At 74.6% G+C, this 16983-nt stretch carries 13 protein-coding genes; 3 read left to right on the top strand and 10 right to left on the bottom strand.

The features are described from left to right. Nucleotides 1-21: 21 nt before the first annotated feature. Both ACIQLL_RS00120 and ACIQLL_RS00125 read right to left on the bottom strand, forming a co-directional pair. Complete coding sequence (locus ACIQLL_RS00120) at nt 22-3603, bottom strand: ATP-binding cassette domain-containing protein (protein WP_402461571.1); 3582 nt, start codon at nt 3601-3603, stop codon at nt 22-24. A gap of 100 nt (nt 3604-3703) precedes the next feature. Beyond that, nucleotides 3704-4690, bottom strand: a complete 987-nt coding sequence (locus ACIQLL_RS00125) for a malate dehydrogenase (RefSeq protein ID WP_402461573.1) — start codon at nt 4688-4690, stop codon at nt 3704-3706. A 228-nt stretch (nt 4691-4918) separates the two neighbouring features. Here ACIQLL_RS00125 and ACIQLL_RS00130 point away from each other — a divergent pair, with 228 nt between their 5' ends. Continuing rightward, nucleotides 4919-6016, top strand: coding sequence for an aquaporin (locus tag ACIQLL_RS00130; protein WP_402461576.1), 1098 nt, complete (start codon nt 4919-4921; stop codon nt 6014-6016). 170 nt (nt 6017-6186) lie between these two features. Here the strand turns inward: ACIQLL_RS00130 and ACIQLL_RS00135 are convergent, their stop codons facing one another. Then, nucleotides 6187-6516: a DUF3017 domain-containing protein gene (locus ACIQLL_RS00135; RefSeq protein ID WP_402461579.1), complete on the bottom strand. Its 330-nt coding sequence runs from the start codon at nt 6514-6516 to the stop codon at nt 6187-6189. Between the two features lie 52 nt (nt 6517-6568). Between ACIQLL_RS00135 and ACIQLL_RS00140 the strand changes: the two genes are divergently transcribed. Beyond that, nucleotides 6569-7867 (top strand): NAD(P)/FAD-dependent oxidoreductase, encoded by a 1299-nt coding sequence (locus tag ACIQLL_RS00140; protein WP_402461580.1) that lies wholly within the window; start codon nt 6569-6571, stop codon nt 7865-7867. A gap of 11 nt (nt 7868-7878) precedes the next feature. On the opposite strand, the gene purH is transcribed toward ACIQLL_RS00140, so the two are convergent. From purH to ACIQLL_RS00165, 5 genes are all read right to left on the bottom strand, one after another. Then, complete coding sequence (gene purH / locus ACIQLL_RS00145; RefSeq protein ID WP_402461582.1) at nt 7879-9510, bottom strand: bifunctional phosphoribosylaminoimidazolecarboxamide formyltransferase/IMP cyclohydrolase; 1632 nt, start codon at nt 9508-9510, stop codon at nt 7879-7881. 182 nt (nt 9511-9692) lie between these two features. Further along, entirely contained in the window at nt 9693-10610 is a 918-nt protein-coding gene (locus ACIQLL_RS00150) for a carbohydrate ABC transporter permease (protein ID WP_402461585.1), read from the bottom strand. Next, entirely contained in the window at nt 10607-11560 is a 954-nt protein-coding gene (locus tag ACIQLL_RS00155; protein WP_402461588.1) for a carbohydrate ABC transporter permease, read from the bottom strand. The genes ACIQLL_RS00150 and ACIQLL_RS00155 overlap by 4 nt, the downstream gene beginning before the upstream one ends. A gap of 62 nt (nt 11561-11622) precedes the next feature. Further along, on the bottom strand, nt 11623-12906 hold the full coding sequence (locus ACIQLL_RS00160; protein ID WP_402461591.1) for an extracellular solute-binding protein: 1284 nt from the start codon (nt 12904-12906) through the stop codon (nt 11623-11625). Between the two features lie 195 nt (nt 12907-13101). Continuing rightward, nucleotides 13102-13689, bottom strand: a complete 588-nt coding sequence (locus tag ACIQLL_RS00165) for a TetR family transcriptional regulator (protein WP_402461594.1) — start codon at nt 13687-13689, stop codon at nt 13102-13104. 60 nt (nt 13690-13749) lie between these two features. Here ACIQLL_RS00165 and ACIQLL_RS00170 point away from each other — a divergent pair, with 60 nt between their 5' ends. After that, entirely contained in the window at nt 13750-14847 is a 1098-nt protein-coding gene (locus tag ACIQLL_RS00170; protein WP_402461596.1) for an SDR family NAD(P)-dependent oxidoreductase, read from the top strand. A 109-nt stretch (nt 14848-14956) separates the two neighbouring features. Here the strand turns inward: ACIQLL_RS00170 and purN are convergent, their stop codons facing one another. Together purN and ACIQLL_RS00180 are read right to left on the bottom strand one after the other, a co-directional pair. Continuing rightward, a complete protein-coding gene (gene purN, locus ACIQLL_RS00175; protein ID WP_402461598.1) occupies nt 14957-15598 on the bottom strand; it encodes a phosphoribosylglycinamide formyltransferase in 642 nt (213 codons plus the stop codon). Nucleotides 15599-15629: 31 nt separating this feature from the next. Continuing rightward, nucleotides 15630-16883: a cell division protein PerM gene (locus tag ACIQLL_RS00180; RefSeq protein ID WP_402461601.1), complete on the bottom strand. Its 1254-nt coding sequence runs from the start codon at nt 16881-16883 to the stop codon at nt 15630-15632. Nucleotides 16884-16983 lie beyond the last annotated feature (100 nt).

Genomic DNA, 16983 nt, shown 5'->3' on the forward strand with positions numbered 1-16983 from the left:
CCACGGGGGTCGGCAGCAGCGTCAGCCGGCCAGGTGCCCCCACCCCGACGCCAGCTCGTCCCACGGGCCGACCGCGGCGACCTCGCCCTCGACCAGCACCACCACCCGGTCCGCCCGCGCCAGGGCCGCACCCTTCGACGTCGCCCCCACCACGGTGGTGCCGCGCTCCCGCAGCGCCGCCCACAGCTCGATCTCCGTGGCGGCGTCCAACGCGCTGGACACGTCGTCCGCGAGCAGCAGCTCGGCGTCCGCCGCGAGAGCGCGCGCCAGCGCCAGGCGCTGCACCTGTCCGCCGGACAGCCGCACCCCGCGGTGGCCGACGAGCGCGTCGGGACCGCCCGCCTCCGCCACGTCCTGCTCCAGACGAGCCGCCGCGACCGGGCCGTGCACCTCGCGCTCCTGGTCGAGGCGCACGTTGTCCGCGAACGTGCCGGACAGCACCCGCGGGAGCTGCGCGACGTACGCCACCTGCCCCGGACGCAGGAACGTCTCGGGGTCGACGACGTCCGTCCCGTTCCAGCGGACCGCCCCGGTGTGCGGCACGAGCCCGGCGAGCGCGGCCAGCATGCTCGACTTGCCGGACCCGACCTGGCCTATCAGCAGCACGAGCTCACCGCGCCGCACCGTCAGGTCGACGCCCGCCACGCCGACCGTGCCGTCGTCGTGGAGGGCCGCCATGCCGGACAGCTCCAGGCGCTCCAGGGACTCCCGCGACCCGGCCACGGGGGCCGGGGCCTCCCCCGTGACCAGGTCGACGCCGTCGGGCAGGTCCACCAGGTCCGCGCCACCCGCGAACCGGCTCGTCGCCCGCTGCCAGGCCCGCGTCCCCGGCGCCTCGGTGACCACCGCGCCGGCGACCGTGCCGAACCAGCCGAAGCCGTTCACCGCGTTCGCGACGAGCAGCGCCGTGGCGAGCTCCCACGTCCCCGTGAGCAGCCCGGCCCAGGCGGCGACCACGCCGAGCTGGATCATGACCAGCGGCACCCCGTCGAGGGCCGCCTGCACCCGGTGCTCGAACACCGCCGCCTGCACGCGCCCGGCGTCGACCTGCCGCAGGTGCGCGTGCACCTGCGGGGTGCGGGCGGCGAGCTTGACCGTGCGGGCCGAGTCGAGCGCCGAGACCAGGGCCCGGCCGAACCGGGCGCGTGCCGCCGACGACCGCGTGGCCGAGCGGCCCGCGATGGGGCGGCCGACCGCCGACGCGCCGGCCGAGACCACCATGACCGCGAGCAGGACCGCCCCGGCGAGCCACGACCCGCTGATCAGGGCGGTCACCCCCGCGAAGACGAGGCCGTTGACGAAGTCGACCCAGCGGTCGGCGTACCGCACGAACCGGTCGGCGTCCATCGCCCGGGCGACGATCTCGCCCGGCGGCGTGGCGGCCAGCCGACGCTGGCGCGTCTGGCCGGCCATCACCGACATGCGCACGCGCAGCAGCACCTCGACCCACCACCGCGGGTAGAGGTAGATCGCGGCGGCCAGCGCCAGCGGCGCCGCCACGAGCAGCACCGCGAACGTGGCGAGCAGGACGGCGGGGAACCCGTCCTCGACCCCCTCGACGGCGCGGCCCCACAGGAAGCCGGTGACGGCGCCCTGGGCGGAGACCAGGCTCGCCACGAGGAACAGCACCCCGCCGAGCAGGCCCCACGCGGGACGGACCACCAGGGCGTGCAGGATGCCGCGCGCCAGGCTCGGCCCGTCGCCGGTCTCCCGCGCCGCCGGCGGCGCACCGCGACGGCGGCGCCCGCCCACCGTCGGGGGCCCCGAGACGTCGTGCGCACCGTGCGCGCTCCCGGCGGCACCCGCGACGGCGCCCGGACCGGCCGACCCCCCGCCCGGCGTGCCGTCGCCGGGCACCTCGTCACGGTGCTCGCCGCTCGCCAGGAGGAGGTCGCGGTAGCGCCCGGGCGTGCGCGCCAGCTCGGCACGCAGGCCCTGCTGCACGACGCGGCCGTGGTCGAGCACCGCCACGAGCCCGGCCCGCTCGATCGTGGTCAGGCGGTGCGCGACGAGCACGCCGGTACGTCCCGTGAGGAGCCGCTCGGCCGCCGCGACGACACGCGACTCGGTCAGCGGGTCCATCCGGGCGGTGGCCTCGTCTAGCACGACCACCTGGACGTCGCGGACCAGGAGGCGCGCGAACGCGACCAGCTGCTCCTCACCCGCGGACAGCGTGGTGCCTCCCGGGCCCAGCAGGGTGTCCAGCCCGTCCGGGAGCCCCGCCACCCAGTCGCCCAGCCGCAGCTCGCGCACCGCCGCCTCGACGTCGCCGCGCGGGACGTCCGCGAACAGCGCGATGTTCTCGGCGAGCGTGCCCGCCAGGATCTCGGTGCGCTGGGTGACGACGCCGACCGTGGCACGCAGGTGCTGCAGATCCAGGTCGCACACGTCCACCCCGGCCAGGAACACGCTGCCGCGCTCCGGCTCGACCGCGCGCGAGAGCAGCGACGCCAGGGTCGACTTTCCGGATCCGGTCCGGCCGACGAGGGCGATCGTCTGCCCCGCCGGGACGCGCAGGTCGACGCCCTGCAGGGCGAACGTGCCCTCCGCGTAGGCGAAGTGCAGGTCCCGCAGCTCGATCCCGACCGGTCCGGCGGGGACGGCGTCGCCACCGACCGGCTCGGGCACGACGGCGAGCATCTGCCGCAGCCGCGTCACCGCGCCGACGCCCTCCTGGATGTCCGGCAGGTGGTGGACGAGGCTGTCGATCTGACCGACGAACATCGCGGTCACGAGGAACAGCGTGACCAGCCGCGCCACCGACAGGTCGCCGTCGGCGGCGAGCGCCGCACCGGCCACCGCGGTTCCCGCCAGGAGGGCGGCCAGCACCAGACCCGCGCGGCGCAGCATGCGCGTCTCGACCGCCACCACGGACCGGAACCTGGCGTGCACCTCGGCCGAGCGCTGCGCCAGGCGGCGGACGGCGAACGCCTGGCCGAGGCTCGTGCGCAGGTCGTCGCGGGCGGCCACGGACTCCTCGAACGCGGCGGCGTGGTCGGTCCAGGCGGCCTCCTCGACGACCTTGCGTCGCGCGATCTCCCCCAGCATCGGCCGTACCAGCACGCCGGCGAGCGCGGCCAGCGCCGGGAAGAGGAACCAGGCCGGCCACCAGGTCACGCCCGCCACGACCCACATCGGCACGACGCCGACCAGGGTGCGCCCGGCGCCCCAGAGCTGGCGCCGCACCAGGGTGCCCACGGCGTGGGTGTCGTCGTCCACGCGGTCGAGCACCTCCCCCACCGCCTGCTCGGTGAGGGTGGCCAGCGGCTGGTGCAGCGCGGCCGTCAGCAGGTCTCCGCGCAGCGTGCCCTCGGCACGGTCGACGACGCCGGCCCAGACGACCTGACCCGCCGAGTCGAGCAGGGCGGCCCCGACGATGCAGAGCGCGAGCAGCAGCAGGGCGGACAGCGTCGGGTCCTGCGCCAGCCCACCGGCGATGACGGTGCCCAGAGCTGCTCCGACCGCCCCGACGACGAGCGCGAGCAGCGCGACGCCCGCCAGGGGCGCCCGCAGACGCCGCCAGTCGAGACGGCGGGCAGGATCGGTCGACGGCGTCGCGTCAGGTGCCCTGGGGGGCGCGTCGGTGGCAGGTGCCTCGGTCACGAATCGAGGCTAGGCCGCATCGCCGACACCGACCAGCGATTTGACCGTCCGGGCAGGGCCCGGCACCGACCGGGACCGCCCCGAACTCCACGGGCCGGCGTCAGAGCAGACCGAGCTCGCGCACCGCGTCCCGCTCGGCAGCCAGCTCGGCGACGCTCGCGTCGATGCGCTCGCGGGAGAACGCGTCGATCTCCAGGCCGTCGACCACGTGCCAGGCGCCGTCCGACGACGTCACGGGGAACGAGCAGACCAGCCCCTCGGGCACCCCGTACTCGCCGCGGGACACGATGCCCGCGCTGGTCCAGTCGCCCTCCGGTGTGCCGCGCACCCAGTCGTGGACGTGATCGATGGCCGCGTTGGCCGCCGACGCCGCCGACGACGCGCCGCGGGCGTCGATGATCGCCGCGCCCCGCTTGGCGACCGTCGGGACGAAGTCGTCGGTGAGCCAGGCGGTGTCCGCCGCGAGCGTCGCGCCCGGGGTACCCGCGACGTCGGCGTGGAAGAGGTCCGGGTACTGGGTGGCGGAGTGGTTGCCCCAGATCGTCAGGCGACGCACCCCGGCGACCGGCACCCCCGCCTTGTGCGCCACCTGGGACAGCGCCCGGTTGTGGTCCAGGCGCGTCATCGCGGTGAACCGGTCGGCCGGCACGTCGGGCGCGTGCGCGGCGGCGATGAGCGCGTTGGTGTTGGCGGGGTTGCCCACCACCAGGACGCGGACGTCGTCGGCGGCGCCCGCGTTGATCGCCCTGCCCTGCGGACCGAAGATACCGCCGTTGGCCTCCAGCAGGTCCGCGCGCTCCATGCCGGGGCCGCGCGGGCGGGCCCCGACGAGCAGCCCCACGTTCGCGCCGTCGAACGCGCGCGTGGCGTCGTCGTGGATGTCGATGCTGTCCAGGAGCGGGAACGCGCAGTCGTCGAGCTCCATCGCGGTGCCCTCCGCCGCCTTGACGCCCTGCGGGATCTCCAGGAGCCGGAGCCGGACGGGAGTGTCCGGGCCGAGCATCGCCCCGGAGGCGATGCGGAAGAGCAGTGCGTACCCGATCTGGCCGGCAGCCCCGGTCACGGTGACGTTCACAGGTGTCCTCATGAGCCCACTCTGGCGTACCCGGCCGCGTCCGTCATCCCCTCGACCGGCGTCACGTCGTCGCGCGACGCGCCCGATATCAGGCACGGACGCCCTGGTCCGCGATACCGTGCCCGCAGGCAACCGACCGTGCGCGCCGTCACAGGAACCGTTCAGGAACCGGTGCCAGCATCGCCGCCGCGCCCCTCGGGGTCGCACCGTGCCTCACCCGACGACCAGCAAAGGACCACCATGGCCGAGCAGACCGTGACCGCCGCCGAGCTCGAGGTGGCACCGCCCCCGCCTCGTCTCTTCACCCGCATGACCGCCGAGGCGTTCGGCACCTTCGTGCTGGTCCTCGGCATCGTCGGCACCGCGACGTTCAACGCCGCCAACGGCGGGTCGATCCTCACCGTCGCCCTCGCCGGCGGCATCGCCCTCATGGCGTCCATCGGCGCCGTCGGGCACCTGTCCGGCGGCCACTTCAACCCCGCCGTCACGTTCGGCCTGACCCTCGCCGGCCGGTCCTCGTGGGCCGACCTGGTGCCCTACTGGGTCTCTCAGTTCGTCGGCGCTGCGGCAGCGGGGGCCCTGATCCTGCTGATCATCCCCGACGGCTACGGCACGCTCGTGGGCCTCGGGTCCAAGGGCGAGGTCCTGGCGGCCACCGCCAACGGGTACGGCGACCACTCGCCGATGTTCACGGTCTCCCAGGGCGGGGCGACCTTCGACCTGGCGACGGCCGCCATCGTCGAGGTGCTCATCGCCGCGATCTTCGTCGGCGTCATCCTCGGTGTCACGAACCCGCGCGCCAAGATCACGTACCCGGCCGTCATCATCGGGCTCACCCTGGGTGCCCTGCACATCGTCTCCTGGCTGGTCACGAACACCTCGTTCAACCCGGCCCGTTCGCTGGCCTCGGTGATCTCGCCGGACGCGTGGGGTGACGGCGGCGTCGGCAAGCAGCTGTGGCTGTTCATCGTGGCGCCGCTGGCCGGTGGCGCGCTCGCCGCGCTCTTCGCCCGGGCGTTCGCCCCGGTCCCGGCCGTGGCCGAGCCCGTGGAGGGCTGGGAGGCCCAGCCGGGCACCGCCCCGGCCGCGGCCGAGGCCGCCACCGTGGCGGCCGTGGCCGCCGCGACGGCCACCGCGGTCGCGGAGAAGGAGGCCGAGGTGGCTGCCGAGCCCGTCGCACCGGCCGAACCGGTCGCACCCGCCGAACCGGCCAGCACGGCCGAGACGGCCGACGTCGCACCGGCCGAGCCGACCACCGGGACCACGGACGCCGAGCCCACCACCGGCGACACCGATGCCGACACCGACCCCGGGACCGAGCCGCCGGCCCGTCCCTGACGCCGGACACCGGCCCGGACCCGACAGGTCCGGCACCCCCTGGACGCCGGGAGCGACACGTTCGCTCCCGGCGTCCGCCGTGTCCGGGTGCTCCGCCGCTTGCCGGGGAGCGAGCGCCGTCCCGGGAGGGTGCGGGCGCCCCAGGCCGGTGCGGCGCCGGTGCGCGGGCCTCAGACGCCGGGCGCGGTGACGGCCAGGACCGCCACGACCGTCGCGGCCGCCCAGCACAGGAAGACGTCGAACCCGCGGCTGCGGATCGCGAACCCCGCCGGGCCGGACGTCGACACCGCGCGCCAGGTGCCCGCGACCGCGAGCGTGGCGGCGATCGTCAACGATCCCCAGCGCGCCCCGAGGGTCAGTCCGATCCCCACCGCCAGGGCGATCCCGCCGATCGCGACCAGGATCGCGGGCACCGGGCTGTGCACGGCGCGCGTGTCGCGCGGGGCGGCGTCGACGGAGTGCCAACGCGGTGGCACGGAGGGATCGGTGTCGGGAACCACGGCGTCGAGCCTACCCGCCGGGACGGTCCGTCGGACGGCGTAGCGTGGCCCCGTGCGCTCCGAGACCGACCCCGAGACGATCCGCTCCGTGTCCGGTCCGGCACCGCCGCGCTCCGTCGTCGTCGTCGGGGCGGGGCTCGCCGGGGCGCAGACCGCGGCCGCCCTGCGGGCGCACGGGTTCACGGGCCGGCTCACGCTGCTGGGCGACGAGGGCGTTCCCCCCTACGACCGGCCGCCGCTGTCCAAGGAGCTACTGACCCGGCCCGCGCCGGTCTGGTTGAGCGACGACCTCGGCGTCGACGTGGCGGTGCTCGCCGACGACTTCCGGCCTGACGACCCCGCCGTCGAGCTGCTGCCCGGCCCCGGGGTCCGCACCGCCTCGGGTGAGCGGCTCCTCGCGGACGCCGTCGTCCTGGCGTGCGGCTCGCGTCCGGTGCTCCCGGCCGGGTGGGACGCCGACGTGCTGCACACCGCCGCCGACGCCGACCGGCTGCGGCACGACCTGCGGCCCGGCGCCCGGACGGTCGTGGTGGGAGCCGGCTGGATCGGCGCGGAGATCGCCGGGGTGGCCGCCGGGGCCGGGGCGGACGTGACGGTCGTCGAGGCCGGCGCCGCCCCGCTGGTCCGCCAGCTCGGGGCCGACGTCGGGGCGCACCTGGTGCCGTGGTACGCCGCCGCCGGCGTCCGGTTGCGGCTGCGGTCGCCGGCGCAGGAGGTGGCGCCGGGAGGCGTCACGCTCGCCACGGGCGAGCGTCTCGCCGCCGACGTCGTGCTCGCGGCGGTCGGTGCCCGGCCCGCCACCGCCTGGGTGCGCCGGGCCGTCCCCGCCGCCCTGTTCGACGCCGCCGGCGGTCTGCTGGTGGACGACGACGGCGCGGTGCCCGGCGTCCCGGGGCTGTGGGCGGTGGGCGACGTCGCCACGCGGTCCCACCCGGTGTTCGGACCCGTGCCGGGCGGGCACTGGTCCGCCGCGCTGCACGACCCGGACGCGACCGCCCGGGCCATGCTCGGCCTGGAACCCGCCGCCGCGCAGGCGCCCTACGTGTTCTCCCGGCAGCTCGGGCACGACCTGGCGCTGTTCGGCCGGCCCGACGGCGCCCCGACGGCCTGGCGCGGCAGCCCCGGTGACGGGCCCTGGGCGGCGTTCTGGCCCCGCCATGACGTGGGCGACGGGCCGTCGGGCGACGGGTCGCCCGACGGCGCCACCGCGGTGGGTGCCGTCCTGCTGGTCGACTCCCCGCGGGAGGTGGGCGCGATGCGGAAGGCGATGAACCGCCCCCACCCCCTGCGGCTGGACCTGCGCCGGGCCACCGACCCGGCGGTCAGGCTCCGGGACGCCGTCGTCACCTGAGCGACGCGGCGTCAGTGCGCGAAGTGGCGCGTCCCCGTCAGGTACATCGTCACGCCCGCGGCCTGCGCGGCGGCCACGACCTCCTCGTCGCGGATCGACCCGCCCGGCTGCACGACGGCGCGGACCCCGGCGTCGAGCAGCACCTGGAGGCCGTCGGCGAACGGGAAGAACGCGTCCGACGCCGCGACGGAACCGCGGGCGCGCTCGGCACCCTCGGCCAGGGAGTTGGCCCGCTCCACCGACAGCCGGCACGAGTCCACGCGGTTGACCTGGCCCATGCCGATGCCGACCGCGGCGCCGTCGGCCGCGAGGAGGATCGCGTTCGACTTCGCCGCGCGCACGGCCCGCCAGGCGAACGTCAGGTCGGCCAGCGTCGCCTCGTCGGCGGGCTCCCCGGCGGCCAGCGTCCAGGAGGCCGGGTCGTCGCCGTCGGCCTGGAACCGGTCGACGGCCTGGACCAGCAGGCCCCCGGAGATCGGCCGGGTCTCCACCGGGGCGGACGGCGGCGCGTCCACCGTCAGGAGTCGGATGTTCTTCTTGACCTGCAGCACCTCGAGCGCCTCGGGCTCGAAGCCCGGGGCCACGACGACCTCGGTGAAGACCGGCGCGATCTGCTCGGCCGCAGCCTTCGTGACCGTCCGGTTGGCGGCGATCACCCCGCCGAAGGCGGAGACGGGGTCGGTGGCGTGGGCGCGGGCGTGGGCCTCGGCGACGTCGGCCCCGACGGCGATCCCGCACGGGTTGGCGTGCTTGATGATCGCGACGGCCGGCTCGGCGTGGTCGTGCGCGGCCCGCCAGGCGGCGTCGGCGTCGACGTAGTTGTTGTAGCTCATCGCCTTGCCGTGCAGCTGGGTGGCCTGCGCCAGCCCGGTCACGCCGTCGGCACGGGTGTACAGCGCGGCCTTCTGGTGCGGGTTCTCGCCGTAGCGCAGGACGTCGGACCGGTCGTAGGTGGCCCCGGTGACGTCCGGCAGCCCGGACTCGACGGCGGCCTCGTCCGGCGCGTAGACGTTGGCGAACCAGGCGGAGACCGCGACGTCGTACTGCGCCGTGTGCGCGAACGCGGCGGCGGCCAGGCGCTTGCGCGCGGCGAACGTGAAGCCGCCGGCCTGCGCCGCGGCGACCACGTCGTCGTACCGGGCGGGGTCCACGACGACGGCGACGCTCGGGTGGTTCTTGGCGGCGGCCCGGACCATGGACGGGCCACCGATGTCGATCTGCTCCACGACGGCGTCCGGTGCGGCACCGGAGGCGACCGTCTCGGCGAACGGGTACAGGTTCACCACGACGAGGTCGAAGGGCTCGATCTCGAGCTCGCGGAGCTGGTCGAGGTGGTCGGCCTTGCGGGTGTCCGCCAGGATCCCCGCGTGCACGCGCGGGTGCAGCGTCTTGACCCGGCCCTCGAGGCACTCCGGGAAGCCGGTGAGCTCCTCGACGCGGGTCACCGGGACGCCCGCGTCGGCGATCCGGGCGGCCGTCGAGCCCGTGGAGACGAGCTCCACGCCGGCGCCGTGCAGCGCGGTGGCGAGCTCGACCAGGCCGGTCTTGTCGTAGACGCTGAGCAACGCCCGGCGGACCGGGTGGCGTGCGTCGTCGGCGAGCTGGACGTCGGGGTTCGCGGGTACGGCGGGCTGGGCGGCCATGATGGTCTCCTCGCAGTGGTGTGTTCGCGGAAACCCTGGCACCCAGGCGGGCGGCGCGCACGGTGTGGCCCGTCCCGGGACGGCGCCGGGCCGACCGGGTCGAGGCGGCCGCTCCCCGGTGGTTGTCCACCTTCGCCAGTCACGGCCGCCCCGATCCTACCGGTCGGTCCCTGCCGCCGGGATCAGCCCTTCACCGCCCCGGCGGTGAGGCCTGCGGCCATCCGGGTCTGCACCGTCATGAACAGGGCGATCACCGGCAGGGCGATGAGCAGGGACCCCGCCATGATCCCGCCCCAGTTCGTGGCCTGGTTGGCACCGCTGAAGTACTGCAGCCACAGCGGCAGCGTCTGGTTTCCGTCGCTCATGACGACCAGCGCGAGGGTGTACTCGTTCCACGCGAGGATCGTGGCGAAGATGGCGCCGGTCACCAGCCCGGGCCCGAGCAGCGGCAGGGTGATCCGGACGAAGGCCTGCACGCGGGTGCACCCGTCGATCATCGCCGCCTGCTCCAGCTCCTGCGGCACCCCGTCCACGAACCCCTTCAGGATCCAGATGTTGAAGGGGATGATGATCCCGACGTAGAGCACGGACAGTCCGACGACGTTGTCCAGCAGGCCCCAGCCGTCGAGCATCTTGTACTGGGAGATGAACAACGCCTCCGCAGGGATCATCTGGATCACCAGGACGCATCCGATGACGGCCTTGCGGCCACGGAACCGGAACCTCGAGATGGCCACCGCCGCCAGGAAGGCGAGGGAGACGGCCACGACCACGGAGATCGCCGTGACCTGCATGCTCACGGTCATCGCCGACCAGAACCGCTCGTCGCCGAGCACGCCCGCGAAGTGCTCGGCGGTCGGGTGGGTGGTGACGAAGACCGGCGTCGAGGACCGGAACTGCTCGTTCGGCAGCAGCGCCGAGCTGATCATCCAGTAGATCGGGAAGAACCAGAGCAGCGAGGTCACGACGGCGAAGACGTTCGCCGCCCGGCGCACGCGCCGCCCTCGCACGGGCCGCCGTCGGTCGGGCGCCGTCGGTCGGGCGCCGTCCCGTCGGACCTCACCGGCTGTCGTCTGCGGCACCTGTGTCGTGGACGTCATCCCGAGAGCTCCTTGTCGTTCCTGAACAGCTGGTGCACGTAGGGGAGCGTGACGGCCACCGTCAGCAGGAGCACGATCATCGCGGTGGCGGAGGCCATCCCGAACTCCCCCTGGCCGATGCCGAGACGGAAGATGTACGTGCCGAGCACGTCGGTCTCGTCGAGGGGTGCACCGGCGTCCTGCAGGATCTTGATCTGGGTGAACACCCGCAGGTCCCAGATGATCTGCAGCAGACCGATGAGGAGCAGGACGGGGGCGACCACCGGCACCGTGACCCGGAAGAACCTGGCCCAGACGCCCGCGCCGTCGATCTCCGCCGCCTCGTGCACCTCCGCCGGCACCTGGCTCAGCCCGGAGTACGCCATGAAGGCCACGAGCGGGACGGACATCCAGATGATGATGAGCGAGGCGATCGTGAGCATCCCCGCGGCCTGGCCGAGCCAGTTGTAGTCGTGGGGCCACCACGGCACGAGACGCTCGAGGGTCCAGTTGACGACCCCGAAGCGGGTGTCGAACAGCAGCTGCCACACGGTCAGCGAGGAGACGATCGGGATCGACCAGACCAGCAGCAGGACGGTCTGCAGCAGCAGGCGGGCCCAGGTGGACATCCGCATCATGACCACGGCGAAGAACACGCCGACGACGATGGTGACGGCCGCCGTCACCAGGCAGAAGACGATGGACCGGACGAACACCGCCCAGGTGTACGGGTCGGAGAGCACCTCGGTGAAGTTGGCGAGGCCGACGAACTCGGCGGGGGCGCCGAACTGCTGCTCGAGGCCGTAGTCCTGGAACGCGAGGACGACCTGCCGCACGAGGGGGTAGCCGAGGGCGAGGAGCACGGCGACGGCGGCGCCGAGCAGCAACAGGTAGGGCAGGGAGGAACGCCCGGTCCGGCGGGTGGCCGGAGCGTCGGGGCGTGCTCCCGAGGACGTGGCGGGTGCAGCCACTGGAACCTCCCGGGAAGACGGGGGCGGGGCGGGAACCCGGAGGCTCCCGCCCCGCGGGGACGTCACTTGTTGAGCAGTTCGGCCATGCGGGCGTCGGCCGCGGCCGCCGTGGCGGCAGGGTCCTCGCCGGAGGCGATCGCCTTCCAGAAGTCCTTGTCGAGGTTCTCGCCCTCGACGAGCGCCCAGTACTGCGCGGGCGGGGTGAGCTGGGAGCTGGCCGCCACCTCGGCGAGCAGCGCCGCGTTGTCAGCGGTGCCCTGGGCGTCGGCGAAGGTGGTGTTGCCGGGGACCCAGCCGTTCTGCGCCATCATGATCTGGAACTCGTCGGAGTAGACGAGGTCCATGACCTCGGCGGCCAGCTCCTGGTTCCCGCTCTTGGCCGCGATCCCCAGGTTCGACCCGCCGGCGAACGTCTTGCCGAGGGTGCCGTCCTCGAGACCGGGGACGGCGAAGACGCTGACCTTGTCGTTCTCACGCAGCTCCTCGGCGATGTTGGGGTACGACCAGGTCAGCCCGGAGAACATGGCCACGCGACCCTCGTTGAAGTCGTTCCAGGGCTCCTGCGCGGCGTCCACGGAGTCCTGGGCGCCGAGCACACCGGCCTCGTACAGCGCGGCGACCTGCTCGATCGCGGCCATCGACTCGGGGCTGGAGAGGTTGCCGACCCACTCCTCGCCGTCCTGCACCGCGTACTGGCCACCGTTCGTGTAGAGCCAGGCCTCCAGGGTGTGCTGGTCGACACCGGCGATGTAGGCGCCCCGGAAGTCCTCGGTCCCCTCGGGATTCGCCTCGGTCAGGGTGGCGACGACGTCGGTGAAGTCGTCCAGCGAGGTGGGCGGTTCGACGCCGGCCTTCTCGAAGAGCTCGGTGTTGTAGTAGAAGATCCGCGAGCCGGCGTAGAACGGCACCGTGTAGACCGTGTCGCCGACCGAGCCGACGTCGATGAAGGACTGGATGAGGTCGTCCCCGCCCCACCCGTCGATCTCGTCGGTGACGTCGCTGAACGCGCCGACGGCCGTGTAGGTGGGCGACTGCGTGTTGCCGACCTCGACGACGTCGGGAGTCTGCGACTCGGAGGCCATCGCCGTCTGGATCTTCTCGACGATGCCGTCCCACTGCTGGATCTCGATGGTCAGGGTGGAGCCGGGGTGCTCGGCCTCGAACTCGTCGACGAGCCAGGCCTGAGCCTCCTCGGGGACGGATCCGTCCATGAACCACGCGGTCAGGTCACCCGTCGCGGCCTCGGACCCGGCGGCGTCGCCCTCGTCGGTCCCGGAGCAGGCGGTGAGGGTGAGAGCCGCGGCGGCGGTGGCGGCGGCCGCGCGGACGGTCGGGGTCAGCTTCACGTAGATCTCCTTCGAACACGCTCGGACGTCCGTCGTGGACGCCGCGCCTGACGGCGCAGCCCGGCGTCGGTGCCGGGCACGGCGCCACTCTGGCACATTGACAGGATGCCTTACTAACCATTCCGAACGAATGTTGCGCAACTGCAACCACACCGACGGCTCGCGGCACCGCGTCGGCGCGGTGCCCGCGCGGGGTCAGCGGGGTGCGGGGACGACGTCGTAGCCGAGCAGCCGCCAGGCACGGACCGCATACCGCTCGCGGTCCTCGGCGGGGCGACGTGTGAGCGCAGCGGCCACCATCTCCACGCCGAGCAGGACGTCCTCCACCGTCGTGCCGGGCCGGGCGTCCCCGGTGGCCACCGCGGCCTCGACACGCGGGGCGAGGACGTCGGCGATCCGCTCGCGCAGGTCGACGAGCCGGGGGTCCGGGCGCACCTCCGGCGTCCCGGCGGCGAGGTCGATGCTCACCACCGAGTCGATGGCGTGCCGGGTGACGGTCCCGAGGAGGTCGACGAGGGTGGTCCCGGGATCCTCGGCGAGCTCCTCGACGATCGCGACCTGCTCCTCGAAGAGCGCGAGCACGAGCGCGAGGCGGTCCGGGAAGTGCCGGTAGAGGCTGCCCTGGCCGACGCCGGCCCGGCGGGCGACGGCGTTCAGGGGCGCGTGCGCACCGTGCTCCGCGAAGACCTCCCGCGCGGCGGCCAGCAGGGCAGCGCGGTTGCGCGCCGCGGCCCGGGGCCCGGCGTTGGCCCTGCGCGAACGCTGAGGATCCGAGGTGGTCACGGTGCTACCTTAGAACCACGAGATCCGGACAACACTGTCCGGTATGTGCTGGAGGACGTCATGGCAGACCTGACCCTGAAGAACACCGTCGCGGAGTGGCTCGCGGACCCCGAGGGCAGGGCTGCCCTGGAGCGGATGCTCGCCGAGGCCGGGCAGACCACCCGGTCGCTCGCGCCCGTCAAGCGCATGAGCTTCGAGAAGCTCATCAAGCTCTCCCGGGGCAAGTTCCCCCGCGAGACGGCCGAGCAGCTCGTCGCGGAGGTCCGCGCCGCCAAGGCCGGCGGGACCTCGGCGCCCGCTGCCGGGCCCGAGACCGAGCCGGCGCAGAGCTCTGCGACGCAGGCCGCAGCCACCGCGGAGGCGGGGGCGCCGCAGCCCGCCGACTTCGGGGAGGCGATCACCCCGGGGCGCTTCACCGACCAGACCGTCGTCGTCACCGGTGCCGCCTCCGGTATCGGCCGGGCCACGGCCTCCCGCGTGGCGCGCGAGGGGGGCCGCGTCGTCGCCGTCGACATGTCCGCCGGCGGCCTGGACGAGCTGGCCGCCGAGCTCGCCGGGGCGCTGCCCGAGGGTGCCTCGATCGTGCCCGTCGTCGCGAACATCACCGACGACGCCGCGATCACGGCGATCGTCGAGGCAGCGGGCGGACCGATCCACGCCCTGGCGAACGTCGCGGGCGTGATGGACCGGTTCGCCCCGGTGCACACCCTCGACGACGCCACCTGGGAGCGGGCGTTCGCCGTGAACGTGACCGGCACCATGAAGCTGATGCGCGCCGTCGTGCCCGGCATGCTCGAGGCGGCCGAGGGCCGCGTCGTCAACGTCACCTCCGAGGCGGGTCTGCGCGGCTCCGCCGCCGGGGCCGCGTACACGGCGTCCAAGCACGCGGTGGTGGGCCTGACCAAGAACTCGGCCTACATGTACCTGAACACCGGGGTGCGGGTGAACGCCGTCGCGCCGGGCGGGGTGCTCACCGGGATGCAGCCGACCGACGTCGACCCGTTCGGCATGGGCCGCGTCCAGGCCGGCATGGGCGTCATGGCCGACATCGCGATGCCCGAGCAGCTCGCCGCCACGATCACGTTCCTGCTCTCGACCGACTCGACGAACATCAACGGTCAGATCCTGGCCTCCGACGGCGGCTGGTCCGCCGCCTGACCCCACCCCTCGTTGTGGGCATGAAAATGACCGTCCTGACTCGGTTCAGGACGGTCATTTTCATGCCCACAACGAGGGGCGGGCGCCGCAGGACGGGCCGTCCGGGCCGTCAGCCCAGGCTCGTCCGGCGGCCGTCGACGCGCAGCCCCTCCCGCGCCACCCGCCCCACGGTCTCGACCAGCAGCGACCGCTCGGCCACCTTGATGCGCTCGTGCAGCGAGGCCTCGTCGTCGCCGTCCAGCACCGGCACCGCGGCCTGGGCGACGATCGGGCCGGTGTCCACGCCGTCGTCCACCACGTGCACCGTGCAGCCGGTGACGCGCACGCCGTAGGCGAGCGCGTCACGCACCCCGTGCGCCCCCGGGAACGACGGCAGGAGCGCCGGGTGGGTGTTCACCACCCGGCCGGGGAACCGGGCCAGGAACTCCGGGGCGAGGATGCGCATGAACCCGGCGAGCACCACCCAGTCCGGCCGGAAGACCTCGACGGCCTCGGCCAGGCCGGCGTTCCAGGCGCCACGGTCGGGAAACTCGCCGGGCGCCACGGCCACGGACGCCACGCCGGCGTCGCGGGCGAGATCGAGCGCGCCGGCGTCCGGCTTGTCCGAGACGACGCCGACGACGCGGGCGCCGTAGGCGGCGTCGTCGTGCGCGGAAAGCAGAGCGGCGAGGTTCGAACCGCCGCCCGAGGCGAGCACCACCAGGCGCACGCCGGGCGCGGGATCGACGGGATGTCCGGAGGGGGTCTGCACGGCCACCACCCTACGACGACGTCGGGGACGCTCAGGCCTGCGCGCCCGGGCCCCGACGGGCCCACGCGTGGGCCCCGCCGACCACCACCGCCGCTCCCCCGCCGACCTCCGCGGCCACCAGGGCGCCGGTCAGCAGCGGGTCCGCCCCGACCTGGGACAACGCGTCGACACCCGCGCTGCCGCCGGCCAGCCACTGCAGCAGCATCGTCACGACGCCGGCCGCCACCGCCGTCCCGGCCATCACCCAGACCAGGTCACGCACGCGCACCAGGGCCGGGTCGAGCTGCCGCCAGACGAACCAGCCGGCGACGGCGCCGCAGCCCACGACCAGCACCGGCACCCAGACCGCGTACGGCGTCGACCAGGCCTCACCGGGCAGCGCCCCGAGCATCGGCAGCGCCGGCAGCGGTCCGGCCTCCGTCCCGGCCGGGGAGAAGGCGCTCGCGGCACCCACGGCGAACCCCGGCCCGGCCAGCCACGCCGTCGCCCACACCACCAGGTTGGGCACGAGTGCGGCCTGGCCCAGGAGCAGCAGAGCCGTGCCGAGCCAGTCCGCGCCCAGACCCGCGGTGATCTCGGCCGACGTCCCCCGGCCGAGCACCAGCCAGGTCCCGGCGAGGAGCGCACCCAGGCCGACGAGCAGCGCGACGCCGACGACGCCCGCGCGCAGCCCGAGCCGCGCCGTGTCCGGCAGGTAGCGGTCGAGCCGTGGTGTGATGCCCGCCAGCAGCGGACCGTCCGGCGCGGAGAACATCCCCAGCGCCTGCCCGCCCCCACCGATCACGAGGCCGCCCAGCAGCGCCGCTCCGACCTGGACGGCGATCTCGGCGGGGTCGGCCGTCGCCGCCGTGGAGCCCAGGTCGAGCGCGACGGCGAGCGCCACCGTGCCCGCGGCGTACGTCATCGTGCCGCCGATCCACGCCGCCAGCGTCGGCACCGCCGATCGTTTCGCGGCCACGTGCACGGTGAACAGGGCCAGCGCGGTGACGCCGAGGGGCACCACCGTCACGGTGGCGCCGGACGCCGCCAGCGGGACCCCGTGCCCGAGCAGCCACAACCCGGTGGCGACGGAGACGCCGGCACCGAGCCCGCCGTCCGACCCGGCGGCCGAGGGGGCGTCCAGCACGGCCGAGACCGCGAGCAGGGCGACCACGGCGTAGGACAGCACCCACGCCTGGGCGGCGGCCCACACGCCGGACGACGCCAGCGCGAAGCGCTCGCGCACGCGGCCGGTGCGGACCGGCTCGACGACCGGGGCGGAGGTGGTCCGGGAGGTGCTGCTCACCGTCCCATGGTCACCCGTGGCGCGACTGCCGTCGGCGATCCCACGCCGGGCTGCACCGGGCCGGGGACGACGGCGCCCGCCCGGCCCGGTGGTCCGGGCG

This window comes from Isoptericola aurantiacus (assembly GCF_044769875.1).
Lineage (GTDB): Bacteria > Actinomycetota > Actinomycetes > Actinomycetales > Cellulomonadaceae > Isoptericola > Isoptericola aurantiacus.